Origin of the sequence: Lysobacter enzymogenes (assembly GCF_017355525.1) — a bacterium.
GTDB classification, from domain to species: Bacteria; Pseudomonadota; Gammaproteobacteria; order Xanthomonadales; family Xanthomonadaceae; genus Lysobacter; species Lysobacter enzymogenes_C.
On the sequence record NZ_CP067395.1, the window covers coordinates 228,585 to 242,181 of the forward strand.

At 71.1% G+C, this 13,597-nt stretch carries 9 protein-coding genes; 1 reads left to right on the forward strand and 8 read right to left on the reverse strand.

The window, feature by feature from the left end; all coding sequences use genetic code 11:
- Positions 1-5: 5 nt before the first annotated feature.
- The 8 genes from JHW38_RS25350 to JHW38_RS01255 all read right to left on the reverse strand — a co-directional run bounded on the left by JHW38_RS25350 (position 6) and on the right by JHW38_RS01255 (position 10,054).
- Positions 6-1,538 carry a hypothetical protein gene (locus JHW38_RS25350; RefSeq protein WP_242691122.1) on the reverse strand — a complete coding sequence of 511 codons (1,533 nt, stop codon included), beginning with the start codon at positions 1,536-1,538 and terminating at the stop codon, positions 6-8.
- The gene (locus tag JHW38_RS25355) at positions 1,535-3,154 is read right to left on the reverse strand and encodes a hypothetical protein (RefSeq protein WP_242691123.1); all 1,620 of its coding nucleotides are present in this window, start codon (positions 3,152-3,154) and stop codon (positions 1,535-1,537) included. Before JHW38_RS25355 ends, JHW38_RS25350 begins: the two co-directional genes overlap by 4 nt.
- Positions 3,151-4,161: a J domain-containing protein gene (locus tag JHW38_RS01230; protein ID WP_207524226.1), complete on the reverse strand. Its 1,011-nt coding sequence runs from the start codon at positions 4,159-4,161 to the stop codon at positions 3,151-3,153. The genes JHW38_RS25355 and JHW38_RS01230 overlap by 4 nt, the downstream gene beginning before the upstream one ends.
- A complete protein-coding gene (locus tag JHW38_RS01235) occupies positions 4,158-5,852 on the reverse strand; it encodes a molecular chaperone HscC (RefSeq protein ID WP_207524227.1) in 1,695 nt (564 codons plus the stop codon). The genes JHW38_RS01230 and JHW38_RS01235 overlap by 4 nt, the downstream gene beginning before the upstream one ends.
- 35 nt (positions 5,853-5,887) lie before the next feature.
- Positions 5,888-7,498, reverse strand: a complete 1,611-nt coding sequence (locus JHW38_RS01240; protein ID WP_207524228.1) for a carboxyl transferase domain-containing protein — start codon at positions 7,496-7,498, stop codon at positions 5,888-5,890.
- A gap of 259 nt (positions 7,499-7,757) precedes the next feature.
- On the reverse strand, positions 7,758-8,186 hold the full coding sequence (locus JHW38_RS01245; protein ID WP_207524229.1) for a hypothetical protein: 429 nt from the start codon (positions 8,184-8,186) through the stop codon (positions 7,758-7,760).
- A 191-nt stretch (positions 8,187-8,377) separates the two neighbouring features.
- Positions 8,378-8,755, reverse strand: a complete 378-nt coding sequence (locus JHW38_RS01250) for a hypothetical protein (RefSeq protein ID WP_207524230.1) — start codon at positions 8,753-8,755, stop codon at positions 8,378-8,380.
- A gap of 123 nt (positions 8,756-8,878) precedes the next feature.
- Positions 8,879-10,054 carry a thiolase family protein gene (locus JHW38_RS01255; protein ID WP_207524231.1) on the reverse strand — a complete coding sequence of 392 codons (1,176 nt, stop codon included), beginning with the start codon at positions 10,052-10,054 and terminating at the stop codon, positions 8,879-8,881.
- Positions 10,055-10,630: 576 nt separating this feature from the next.
- On the opposite strand from JHW38_RS01255, the gene JHW38_RS01260 reads away from it, so the two are divergent.
- On the forward strand, positions 10,631-13,435 hold the full coding sequence (locus JHW38_RS01260; protein ID WP_207524232.1) for an autotransporter serine protease: 2,805 nt from the start codon (positions 10,631-10,633) through the stop codon (positions 13,433-13,435).
- Positions 13,436-13,597: the final 162 nt, after the last annotated feature.

Below are 13,597 nucleotides of genomic sequence, written 5' to 3' on the forward strand. Positions count from 1 at the left end.
TCGGCTCAGTGCAACAGGTAACCGGCCACGGCCACCGCCGCCAGGATCTGGGCCAAACGCCAGAGCTTGCCGGCGCCGGCGCGGATCTCGGCCAGCGTCACGCCGAAACGGCGGGCCAGGGCGAAGTCGTGCAGCGGCAGCACCGCCGCGGCGGCGACGGCGACCAACGGCACCGCCGCGTCGTAGGCCAGCGCGGACGGCGGCGTCGCCGCCAGCGCGGCGAGCGTGGCGGTCAGCAGGCAGATCACCGCCGGCACCGGCGTGGCGCGCGAACGCGCCTGCACGAAGCCGACGATGCCGGCGATCAACGTGGCCTGGAACGGCAGCCAGTACGCGCCGGCCGCGCACGCGGCGAGCAGGACCAAGGTGTACGCGCTGAGCGGATCCCAGCGCATGCGCTGGGCCATCCAGCGCTGCGCGCGGCACAGCCCGATCCAGGCCAGCGCCGCGGCGGCCCAGCCGGCGAAGATCAGGCCGATGTTGCGCGCGGCGTTCTCGCGCGGCGCCGGGTCGAAGCCCATCAGCATCGAGACGAACCAGACCGTGGCCAGGTAATACAGCGGAATGCGCGCGGCGGCGATGGCGATGCGGCGCGGGTCCAGGCGCTCGGGATCGCAGGCGCGCAGCCAGAAGCCGACCGCGCCGGGGTTCAGGCGCTGCCCCAGCCACTCCGGGCCGACCCGTTGCAGGCGCAGCAACAGGCCGCGCAGGCGGCTCGGCAGCGTCGGGATCAGCGCGATCAGCGCGCGCCGCGGCCAGAACGCCGGCCGTTGCAGTTCGCCGAACAGCCAGCGGTCGACCAGCCGGTCGTGGGCGTTGCGGTACTCGCCGAGGATGCGCTCGAACGCGACGCTGCGCGCGCCGCGGTCGGTGGCGACCGCGAGCCAGTGGCGCAGGCGCGGGTCGGGATCGTACAGCGCGCCCAGATCGAAGTATTCGGCGATCGCGTCGGTCGCCGCCGGCGCCAGCGGCGGCTCGCATTCGGCCAGCGCATGCGCGACCGGCGCGCGCAGCGCGTGCTTGAGTTCCAGCGAGTACAGCGGTTCGCAATCGCGCAGCCAGCGTTGCAGGTCGACGGCGAGGCGGCGCTGGGCGAAGTCGAACAGTTCGGTCAGGAAGGCGCGCAGGTCGAAGTAGCGCGGCTGCGGTTCCGGCTCGTCGGCGTGTTGCGGTTCGTGGCGCGGTTCGGGCTGCGGCTCGGTCGCGGGCCGAGGCCGCGGGGCGTCGCCTGCGGGCACGGCTGCGCGCGTGGGCGCTGCGGGCGGCGAGGGCGGCGCAGGCGCGGCAGGACGAGGCATCGCTTGCGCCGCTGCGTCGGCCTGCGCGCCAGCGCCGTCGCCTTCCTCGTCCTGCGCGACAGCGAGCGCGAACGCGCGTTGCGCCGCGATGTGCAGGCATTGCTGGTAAGTCTCGTTGAGCGCCTGGAACCCCTCCGGATCGTCGTCCGGCCGGCAGCGCTTGAGCTCGCGCGCATACGCGCGCTTGATCGCGCGTTCGTCGCTGTCCGGCGCGAGGCCCAGGCGCTGGAACGGCGTCATGCGAGCGCCGTTCCTGTGACGATGGCGATGCACGCGGCCAGGGCAAGCCCGGCCGCGGCCAGCAGCGCCCACGGCCGCGCCGCCATTTCTCGCGCGTAAACCAAATCGATGCGTTCGCGTCCGGCGCGCCACAGATCCTGCAGCACCGGCGTGGCCGCAGCGAACAGCAAGCACGGCGGCACCCAGCCGATGCGGCCGCTCGGGTCGCTTTGCAGGCCTGTCAGCCAGGTTTGCGGCGAGGGCCGCTCCGGCAAAGCGAAAGCAGCGCCGAACAGTTGCGGAACGCACATCGCCAGCAGGAGGCCCGCGACGTGCGCAGCCAGGGTCCGGGGGACGCGCTCGCGGCCGCGCGCAATCAGCCATATCCAACCGGCGCCGACCGTGGTCAGGGCGGCGAAACCGGTCGAGACCGGCAACAGCGCGAGGCTGGCGATGGCGAAGCCGACAAACAATTGCAGCGGCGCATCGCGCCAGACCGGCACGACCTGGCCGCGCTGGAGAGCGATCAGCCAGCGCAGCCACAGCATGCGGATCGTCGAGCCCAGCAGCCACAGCGCAGCCAGTGTCAGGCAGATCGTCAGCAGTCCATCCGGCGACCCTTTGGCCCTGTCGAGCGAGATCGGGCCCAGCAGCGGCAGGGGATAGAGCAGCATCCGCAGCAATACCACGATCAGGCGCGGCAACGCGATCCGGGTCGGGTCGGCAGCGCGTTGCCATAGCTCGACGCTTTCGTGGTCCAACTGCTGTGCGGCGCGATCGCGATCTGCGCGCAGCAAGTTCATCGCCAGTCTTGCGGCGCGTCCGGGCTGGCCGGGAAACAACGCGATCGTCAATCGTCGCCACCACGAGCGCGGCCCGTGCAATTCGCGCAGCAGCATCAAATCGAGCGAGGTTCCTTGCGGCGGCTGATATTGGGCAAGGATGCGCTCGTACTCCTGCGCGCCGTCGGCGCGAGCTTGGGCGCGACGGGTGTACTCCAGCAACTGCGCGTCGCGCGCGCCGACTTGGTCGAGGGCGAAGAAGGCGAACACCATGCGCAGCACGTTCGGCGGCAACCGCGGCTCGATCTGGGCCAGCGTCTGCGCCAACGGTTCGCGCAGTGCGTATTTAAGTTCGAGTGAATACAGCGGCTTCAGGTTTTGCAGCCAATTCTCAAGCTGCTCAGGCGAAGTCTCTCGCGCGCGCTGCAGCAACTCGTGCATGAACGCGTCGGCGTCGAAGCGCTGCGCGGAGAGCGGCGCGAACCTGCCGTCTGAGGCCGCGTGGGAAGCTGGGGAAGACGGGGGCGAAAACGGACGGGCGATGTCCGAGTCGGAAGCAGCGTCGGGCTGGTCGGGCACATCGACCTCAGCGCCTTCGTCGCCGGGCGCGGCGGGGAACACCGCCGGGCCGTCCTCTCCGAGCGCGATGGTGCAGTTGTCGACGTCGATGTCGCCCGCCCCGACGATCCGCAGTCGTGCGGCGTGGTGCAGGCACTCGCGATAGGCCTCCTGCAGCGCCTGGAATCCCTCCGGATCGTCGTCCGGCCGGCAGCGCTTGAGCTCGCGCGCATACGCGCGCTTGATCGCGCGTTCGTCGCTGTCCGGCGCGAGGCCCAGGCGCTGGAACGGCGTCACGGCTGTCCCGGTCCCATCAGGTACTGCAGCATCGCGCCGATCACGCCGAGCGACAGCATCACCAGCACCACCGTTCGCAGGCGCAGCCCGCGTTCGGGAAACAGGCCGGGCTGGCTGCGCCCGCGCGCGGAGCCGAACTGGACGCCGCTCAGGTCCGCGCCGCTGCGGCGCGCACGCGCGCGCAGTTCGACGATGCGCGCCTGCAGCCCGGCCGAATGCGCGTGCACGGTGTCCAGGTCGAAAAAGCGCAGCAGCGCGTCCAGTTGCGGCAGGTACAGCGGCGCGCGCGCGCTCAGGTGGGCGATCAGCGCCGGCGCCAGCGCGTGCTTGCGCTCGAGCTGGTACAGCGCCGGGTGCTTGACCAGCCAGCGCTCGAGCCCGGCGACGCTGCCGGTTTCGGCGTGGCGGTAGAGCTCGTCGAGGAAGTGTCTGGCGTCGAATTCGGCTTCAGGCGCCTCGGCAATGTTCGCCGGCGCGGCCTGCGCGGCGGCGCCCGCGGACGCGCTCGGCGGCTTCGGCGCGGCGGGCGCAGGCGGCGGCACCGGGACCGGCGCCGCGGGAGCGCTCGGCGCGACCGGCACGGACGCAGCGGCAGGCGCGCTCGGCGGCGAGGGTTGCGCCGGCGCCGGCGGCGCCACGAACGGCGCCCTGGGTGCGGGCGGTGCGGACGGCAGCGGCGCGGCGGGCGGCGTCGGCGCGGTCGAGCCGCCGGCGGGCGCGAGCGGAATCGGCGCCGGCCGCGGCGCCGGCGGCATGCGCATGCCTTGCGCGAGCGCGTCGTCGTCTTCTGCGTCGTCCTCGTCTTCGAAGGCGTCCGTCGCCATCGCGACCTCGGCCGCAACGCGCCGCCGCGCCCATTCCAGGCATTGCTGATACGCCTCGTTCAAACGCTGGAACCCGGCCGGATCGTCGTCGGGCCGGTTCGCGCGCAGCAGCCTGGCGTAGGCGCGCTTGATCTGCGCCTCGTCCGCGTCGGCGGACAGGCCCAGCGCGGCGAACGGGTTCATACGCCGCCGGCCTGCGCCTCGACCGCGTCGAGGAAGTGGGCGAAGTCGCGGCGGTGCTCGGCGATCATCGCGTCGTCCTGCAGATCCAGCACGCCGCGGAAACGGACCAGCGCCGTCTGCACCTGCTCGCGCGCCCACAGCAGTTCTTCATACAGACGCTCGGCGCGCGCGATCAGCGCGACGTTCTCCTGATGCTCGCGCGGGTGCACCTTCAGCGCCGCCAGCGCCTGCAGGCGCTCGCGGATCTGCTCGGGACTCAGCACGCCGGGATTCTTCTCCAGCACCACCTCGTGCTTGAAGCCGCTGGCGACCGCCTCGGCCTCGACCTGGAGCAGGCCGTTGATGTCGTAGGTGAAGCGCACATCGATGGGATTGTCGTGGCGCGCCTTGGCCGGCAGCTCGATGGTGATCGCGCCGAGCCGCACGTTGTTCTCCACCCGCGGGCTTTCGCCCTGGTAGATCTCCAGCTCGACCTTGCGCTGCTGGTCGCGCACCGGGTAGTAGCGCTCGATCCGGCTCACCGGCACGGTGCTGTTGCGGTGGATGATCGGCGAGAACAGGCCGTTGACGAAGCGCCCGTCGACTTCCTGGCCGGTGCTCACGCCGAGGCTGTGCGGGCACACGTCGGTCAGCACCACTTCTTCCAGCGCCTGGTTGCGCGCCTTCATCCCGGCTGCGACGCAGGCGCCGTGGGCGATCGCCTCGTCCGGGTTGAGGTGGCGCAGCGGCAGCCGGCCGAACATGCGCGAGACCAGCTTGGCGCACAGCGGCATGCGCGAGGCGCCGCCGACCAGGACGATCTGGTCGAGCTGCCCCGGCGCCAGCTTGGCGTCGCGCATCGCCCGTTCCAGCGGCGCGCGCAGGCGCTGCACCAGCGGTTCGCACAGGCGGGCGAAGCCGTCCTCGTCCAGGCGCCAGCTGCGCGCCTGGCCGGACAGGGTGAGTTCGAGCGCGGCCTCGCCGCCGCTGGCGAGCTGCTGCTTGAACGCCTCGATGCGCCGCTCCAGCACCGCCAGTTCGCCGAGCGGCAGCGCGCTGGCCGACAGGCCGTGTTCGCGCAGGAAGCCGTCGAGCAGGGCGCGCGAGAAATCCTCGCCGCCGAGGAAGTTGTCGCCGGCGCTGGCGTGCACTTCCATGATCCCGTCGAACAGCTCCAGGATCGATACGTCGAAGGTGCCGCCGCCGAGGTCGAAGATCAGGTAGCGGCCGCCGTCGTCGCTCTGTTGCAGGCCGTAGGCCAGGGCCGCGGCGGTCGGCTCGTTGATCAGCCGCTCGACCTTGATCCCGGCCAGTTCGCCGGCGATGCGCGTGGCCTTGCGCTGGCTGTCGGAGAAATAGGCCGGCACGCTGATGACCGCCTCGGCCACGCGCTCGCCGAGGTCGGCCTCGGCGTCGGCGATCAGCGACTTGAGCACCAGCGCCGACAGCTCCTCCGGACGGAACCGGTGCGAGCCCAGCGCGGTGACCCGGTCGCTGCCCATCCAGCGCTTGAACGCGGCCACGCTCTGGCGCGGGTGCGAGACCAGGCGCTCGCGCGCGGCCTGGCCGACGATGACGCGGTCGTCCTCGTCCACGCTGACCGCCGAGGGCGTCAGCAGCGCGCCCAGGGCGTTGCGGATCAGGCGCGGGCCGTCGGCCCCGTACACGCCGATCAGCGAATGAGTGGTGCCCAGGTCGATGCCGACGATCATACGAACCTACAGTCCATTGCGATGGAGCGCACAGATTACATGCGGAACACGCCGAAGCGGGTGCGATCTTCGATCGGCGCGTTGAGGCTGGCCGACAGGCCCAGGCCGAGCACCCGGCGGGTGTCGGCCGGATCGATGATGCCGTCGTCCCACAGCCGCGCGGTGGCGTAGTAGGGGTTGCCCTGGTGTTCGTACTGTTCGCGGATCGGCGCCTTGAAACCGTCCTCGTCCTCGGCCGACCACTGCTTGCCGGCGGCCTCGATGCCGTCGCGGCGCACCGTCGCCAGCACCGAGGCGGCCTGCTCGCCGCCCATCACGCTGATGCGCGCGTTCGGCCACATCCACAGGAAGCGCGCGCCGTAGGCGCGGCCGCACATGGCGTAGTTGCCGGCGCCGAAGCTGCCGCCGAGGACCACGGTGAACTTGGGCACGTGCGAGCACGCCACCGCGGTCACCATCTTGGCCCCGTCCTTGGCGATGCCGGCGTTCTCGTACTTCTTGCCGACCATGAAGCCGGTGATGTTCTGCAGGAACACCAGCGGGATGCCGCGCTGGTTGCACAGCTCGATGAAGTGCGCGCCCTTGAGCGCGCTCTCGGCGAACAGGATGCCGTTGTTGGCGACGATGCCGACCGGATAGCCGTGCAGGTGGGCGAAGCCGGTGATCAGGGTCTTGCCGTAGCGCGCCTTGAATTCCTGCAGCTCGCTGCCGTCGACGATGCGCGCGATCGCTTCGCGGATGTCGAACGGCTTGCGCGTGTCCTTGGGCACGATGCCGTACAGCTCGTCGGCCGGGTACAGCGGCTCGCGCGCGGGCCGGGTCGCCACCGGCAGGGTTTTGCTGCGGTTGAACGTGGCGACGATGTCGCGCGCGATCTGCAGCGCGTGGCGGTCGTCTTCGGCGAAATGGTCGGCCACGCCGGACACCGCGGTGTGCACGTCGGCGCCGCCGAGCGCTTCGGCGTCGACCACTTCGCCGGTCGCGGCCTTCACCAGCGGCGGGCCGCCGAGGAAGATCGTGCCTTGTTCCTTGACGATGACCGACTCGTCGCACATCGCCGGCACGTAGGCGCCGCCGGCGGTGCAACTGCCCATGACCACCGCGACCTGCGGGATGTTCTCGGCGCTGAGCCGCGCCTGGTTGTAGAAGATCCGGCCGAAGTGTTCCTTGTCCGGAAACACCTCGTCCTGCAGCGGCAGGAACGCGCCGCCGGAGTCGACCAGGTAGACGCAGGGCAGGCGGTTCTCGCGCGCGATCTCCTGCGCGCGCAGATGCTTCTTCACCGTCATCGGGAAATAGGTGCCGCCCTTGACGGTGGCGTCGTTGGCGACGATGACCACTTCCAGCCCCTGCACCCGGCCGATGCCGGCGACCATGCCTGCGGCCGGCGCGGCGTCGTCGTACATGCCTTCGGCCGCGAGCGGCGCGATTTCCAGGAACGGCGAACCCGGGTCGAGCAGGGCGGCGATGCGGTCGCGCGCGAGCAGCTTGCCGCGTTCGGTGTGCTTGGCGCGGGCCTTGTCGCCGCCGCCGTGGGCGGCGCGCGCCAGACGCGCATCCAGTTCTTCGACCAGGGCGCGGTGGTAGGCGACGTTGTCGCGGAAGTCCTGCGAGCGCGGGTCGAGCTGGGAAGTGATCGCGGGCATTGCGGGAACGGCCGGAAGCGGGAGACGCGGCATCAAAACATAAAGCGCCTGCGCCGGCCAATGGCTTCGGCGGGCGTCGCGGCGGCAAACGCCGGCGTATGCGCACGGAATGCGACATGCGCGCTTGGTTTGTGTGAGCGGCTCGGGCCGCTGCGTCGCAGGCCGCCTCTGCCGCAAGCGCGCTGCCGCAACGAGCGCTGGCGCAAAAAAGAAAGGCCCGCACCAGGCGGGCCTTTCAGCGAACGAGAGCGCAAGCCGATTAGTGCTTGGCTTCTTCCTTCTTGGCTTCGGCGGCAGCGGCGTCGGCCTTGTCGGCGACCTTCTGCGCAGCGTCGGCGGTCGCGTTGGCGGCCTTGGAAGCAGCGTCGGCGGCGCCGGCAGCGGCGGCGTCGGTCGCGGCGGCGGCAGCGTCGCCGGCCTTGGCGGCGGCGTCGCCCGCAGCGGCGGCGGCGTCGTTGGCGCCGGCAGCGGCAGCGGCGGCGGCGTCGGACGCGGCAGCGCCGGCGGCTTCGGCGCCAGCGGCGGCGGCGGCGCCGGCCGAATCAGCGGCCTTGGCGGCGTCGGCACCGGCCTGCTCGGCGGCGGCCGAGGCTTCGGCAGCGGCGTCCTTGGCTTCTTCGGTCTTCTGGGCGCAAGCCGACAGGGCCAGAACGGCGGCGGCGAGCAGGACGTAGAGATGGGTCTTCATGAGCTGTCTCCTGAGGAGTTGTCTGAGAAATGGAGCTGTTTGGATCTGTCAGGCAACGCCAGTGCTCGCAGCGGTCCGGCAAGCCGGCTTCGATCGTTCACTGACCTTACGGAAAAAGCCGCCGGAGAACCGGCGGCTTTCCCGTTCGACGCGGATCCCGCGTCGGAACTAGCAGTATCGCTTGCGCGATATTACTTCTTCGCTTCTTCCTTGGCAGCTTCCGCCGGAGCGGCAGCGTCCTTGGCGGCGCCAGCGGCGTCCTTGGCAGCGTCGGCGGCGCCAGCGGCGGCGTCGGCAGCAGCGTCGGCAGCGGCCGGGGTCGCGGCGTTGGCAGCGGCGTCGGCCGAGGTGGCGGCGGCGTCGGCGGCGGTGGCAGCGGCGTCGGCCGAAGCAGCGGCGGCGTCGGCGGTGGCGGCGTCGCCAGCGGCGGCGGCGGTGTCGGCGGCGGCCTGGGCTTCGGTCGAAGCGGCAGCAGCGTCGGCGGAAGCATTTTCAGCCTGCTTCTGGTTCGAGCAAGCGGCCAGGGCCAGACCCAGAGCCAGGGCGATCAGCGCCTTGTTGAAATTCATGATTCGGTTTCCTCGTCGTTTAGTTAGGCAACGCGCAAAAGCGCGCCGATAACATGATGACAAGCCGGTGACGTGTGTCAAGCGGCATGCCGGGTTTTTTTTGTGCAACGCGTTTTTAACTTTTTACAGCAATTCGATAGCGATCGCCGTGGCTTCGCCGCCGCCGATGCACAGCGAGGCGACGCCGCGCTTGCCGCCGCGAATGCGCAGGGCGTTGATCAGCGTGACCACCAGGCGCGCGCCGCTGGCGCCGATCGGGTGGCCCAGCGCGACCGCGCCGCCGTGCACGTTGAGCTTGTCGTGGGCGATGCCGAGCTCGGTCATCGGCGCCATCGCGACCACCGAAAACGCCTCGTTGATCTCGAACAGATCGACGTCTTCGACCTTCCAGCCGGCCTTTTCGAGCACGTTTGAAATCGCTTTCACCGGCGCGGTGGTGAACCATTCCGGGGCCTGCGCGTGGCCGGCGTGGGCGACGATGCGCGCCAGCGGCTTGAGCCCGCGCGCGGCGGCTTCCTGCGCGCTCATCAGCGCGGCCGCGGCGGCGCCGTCGGAAATCTTCGACGAGGCCGCGGCGGTCAGCACGCCGTCCTTGCCGAACGCAGGACGCAGGGTCGGAATCTTGCTGACGTCGATCTTGGCCGGCTCCTCGTCGGCGTCGACGACGACGTCGCCCTTGCGGCCCTTGACCGTCACGGAAACGATTTCATCCTTGAAGTGGCCGGCCGACTGCGCGGCCTGGGCGCGCTTGACGCTCTCTTCCGAATACGCGTCGATGGCGGCGCGATCGTAGCCGTACTTGGCGCAGGCGGCGTCGCCGAACACGCCCATCGCCTTGCCGTCGTACGGGTTGGTCAGGCCGTCCCAGGCCATGTGGTCGAGGAACTCAGCGCTGCCGTAGCGGATGCCGGTGCGCGAGTTGTTGAGCAGGTGCGGGGCGTTGGTCATCGACTCCATGCCGCCGGCGACGACGACCTTGGCCGAGCCGGCCTGGATCAGGTCGTGGGCGAGCATGATCGCCTTCATGCCCGAGCCGCAGACCTTGTTGATGGTGGTGCAGCCGGCCGAGGTCGGCAGGCCGGCGCCGAGCGCGGCCTGGCGCGCCGGGGCCTGGCCGAGGCCGGCCGGGAGCACGCAGCCCATGATGACTTCGTCGACCTGGTCGGCGGCCACGCCGGCCTGTTCCAGCGCGCCGGCGATCGCGGCGCTGCCCAGGGTCGGGGTCGGGACGCCGGTGAACTGGCCGAGGAAGGAACCGATGGCGGTGCGCTTGGCACCGACGATGACGACATCGCTCATGGCGGAACTCCGGAAATCTGTGGCTGTGGGGGCCGGCGCCGGACGGGGCCGGGGACCGGAACCCGCCGATTATGCGGCGCCGTGTTGCGGTGCCGCAAATGTCCGTTCGGGCAGGGGGAAAGGGGATGCCGCGGATAACGAAAAACCAACAAATCCGACGACAAGCCCGGCCCGCGACTGAATTCGGCGCCGGCCTGTGGAAGGGGTTTCAGCGCCGGCGCCGGTGTCTCATGTCGCGGTGATCTGATTGTGGAAGGGGCTTCAGTCCCGACGCTCCGGTTTCGGATCGCGGCGACCGGGCCGGGAAAGCGTCGGGACTGAAGTCCCTCCCGCAGATCCTCGGCCACGCTCGCGTGTCCTCTCCGGCCGCGGTAAAGCGATGCGCCCAAGCGCCGTCCCCGGACTTCTCGCGCTTTTGCTTCGCCGCCGCCCGATTCGTTTGTCGGCCGCCGGTGTTTGCATTAAAACGAGCGGGTTCGGATTGAAAAACGCCGGTGCCGCGCGCTGCGGCCCGTCGCGGCCGGCCGCTGCGGGAGCGGCCGCGTCTTCCTGATCCAGAGCAGCTCGGGGTGAGCCATGAAACGATTCGAACCGGCAGTGCGGCGCAAGACGCGTTGGGCGTTGTGCGCGCTCGCGGCGGCGGTGCTGACCGCCTGCGGCGGCGGCGGAGGCGGCGGCAACGTGCGCCAGGACCCGCCGCCCGGCAATCCGAACACGCCGACCAATCCGCCGACCACGCCGCCGCCGCCGATCGGCGCGCACCTGGATCTGACCAACGCGCGCTCGGCGCAGGCGTTGGGGCTGACCGGGGCCGGCGTGCGCATCGGCGTCGTCGACAGCGGCGTGCGCCGCGACCATCCCGCGCTCAACGGCCGGGTCGGGCCGATGCTGATCTACACCGACCCGCGCAGCAACAACCACCGCGTCGACGACGTGCTCGGCCACGGCACCTACGTTTCGCAGATCATCGCCGGCACCCCGGTCGGCGCCTGGCCGGGCGGCATCGCGCCGGGCGCGACCATCGTCTCCGCACGCATCCTCGCCGACACCCGGCCCAGCGACGACGGCTCGGGCATGGGCAACCAGGCCACCGGCAACGGCGGCCTCGACATCGTCAGCCGCGACCTCATGAACGCCGGCGTGCGGATCATGAACAACTCCTGGGGCGGGCTGTACTGGACCGGCGACAACGTCACCCGCAGCTTCATCGACGCGTACAAGCCCTTCATCGACAACGGCGGGCTGGTGGTGTTCGCGACCGGCAACGAATCCAAGGCGCAGCCGTCCGACAACGCTTCGCTGCCGAGCCAGGGCGCCGGCGCCGACGTGCTCGAGCGCGGCTGGATCGCCGCGGCCGCGCTGGACTCGCTCAACCCGACCCGGCTGGCGAGCTATTCCAACGCCTGCGGCATCGCCATGAACTACTGTCTGGTCGCGCCCGGCGACGTGCAGGCCACCGGCGTCACCGACGCGGTCGGCAATCCCAGCTACTGGGTGGTGCGCGGCACCTCGTTCGCCGCGCCGCAGGTGTCGGGCGCGGCGGCGCTGGTGTGGCAGGCGTTCCCGTACTTCAACAACGATCTGGTCCGGCAGGCGCTGCTCGGCAACGCCAAGGACCTCGGCGCATCGGGCGTCGACCCGGTGTTCGGCCAGGGCCTGCTCGACGTCGGCGCGGCGGTGCGCGGCCTGCACCGGCTCGACTTCGGCAACGTGCGCGTCGCCTTCGACGGCAGCTCGACCTGGAGCAACCCGCTGACCGGCGCCGGCGGCCTGACCAAGGACGGCAGCGGCACGCTGCGCCTGGACAGCGCCGCCGCGCATACCTACACCGGCCCCACCGACGTCGCCGGCGGCACCTTGCGCCTGATCGACGGCGGCAGCCTCGCCTCGCCGGTGACCGTGCGCAGCGGCGCGGTGTTCTCCGCCGGCAACGGCGCCAAGGTCGCCAACCGGGTCGACAACCAGGGCGCGGTGCGGGTCGAAAACGCGGGCCTGCGCATCGACGGCGACTACGCGCAGTCGGCGGCCGGCCAGTTGCAGTTCTTCATCGGCGGCAAGCTCGACGTCGGCGGCAACGCCGCGCTGGCCGGCAATGCGTTCGTGCTCGGCCAGTTGCAGGGGTATGTGCGCTCCAGTCGCGAGGTGTTCCTCAACGCCGGCAGCATCAGCGGCCAGTTCGACAGCCTGTCGAGCGCGTCCGGCGTGTTCCTGACCGCGACGCTGGGCTACAGCAGCACCCAGGCCTGGCTCGACATCAGCGCGCTGAACATCAGCGCCACCGCGCAATCGCTGGGCATGCAGGCGGCCGACGTGGCTTCGGCCGCGCGCGTGGACGCGGCCTTGAACCGCCTCGGCAACGGCGCGGCGGTGACCGCGCCGGGCGGGGCGGCCGCGTTCGAAGGCGCCGCCGGCGCCTTGCAGCGTTCGGCCAGCGCGCAGGCGGCGCAGCAGTCGCTGGCGAGCCTGTCGGGCGAGTTGCACAGCGCCGACGCGGCGTTCGCATTGATGGCGATCGAAGGCAACCGGCGCGCGCTGGAATCGCGCCTGGACGCGCAATACCTCGACGGCACCCGCTTCGGCGCGTGGAGCGACAGGCTCGACGCGCGCCGGGCGATGGCCGGGCGCTTCGACCTCGACGCGTCGGGCTGGATCGTCGGCCACGACCAGCGTTTGGGCGAGTGGAGCGTCGGCGCGGCGCTGAGCCAGACCGATGGCTACGCCTACAGCGCGCAGCGCCGCGACCGCGAGCGCAACCGTCAGGTCGAAGGCCAGTTCTACGCCGCCTGGAACCGCGACGACCGCTACCTGCTCGGGCGCGCGGCGTTCGGCCACATGGATCGGTATCTGCAACGCGAAGTGCAGCTCGGCGCGGCCCAGTTCGGCACCGGCAGCGATTACGGCGAGCGCTATCTGAGCTTGAACGTGCAGGCCGGCCAGCACCTGCGCATCGGCGAGGGCGTGCTGACGCCGTACGTCGGCGCGCAGACCCTGCGTCTGGAACGCGGCGGTTTCGAGGAAGCCGGCGCGGCCGGGTTCGGCCTCAGCGCCGGCGATTCGACCCTCAGCGCGACCCAGTTCCTCGCCGGCGCGCGGCTGGAGCGGCAATGGCGGCTCGGCGCGGCGCGCCTGAGCCTCAGCGGCCGCGCCGAATGGCAACGCACGCTGGCGCAGTCGGGCCGTTACATCGATGCGCGTTTCACCGGGATGGAAGTGTGGTCGCCGATCGTCGGCGACGCGTTCGCGCGCGAGGCCGGCGTGCTGGGCGTGAGCTTCAATGCGCGCTTCGCCCGCGCCGGCGTGTTCGGCCTGGACTTCGACAATCGTTATGAGTTCGGCCGGCAGTATCCGCGCGCGTTCGCGAGTTGGTCGGTGCCGTTCTGAGCGTGGGTTCGGCTGCTACCTGTAGGAGCGGCGCGAGCCGCGACCGCGAAGCCGCGCCGTCCGGCGCGGGCCTGGGGTGCGAGGATACGGGCCGCGTTGGCGTTCGTTGCGGTTGAGGTTTCGCGGTCGCGGCTTGCGCCGCTCCTACAGGTAGGCCATGTA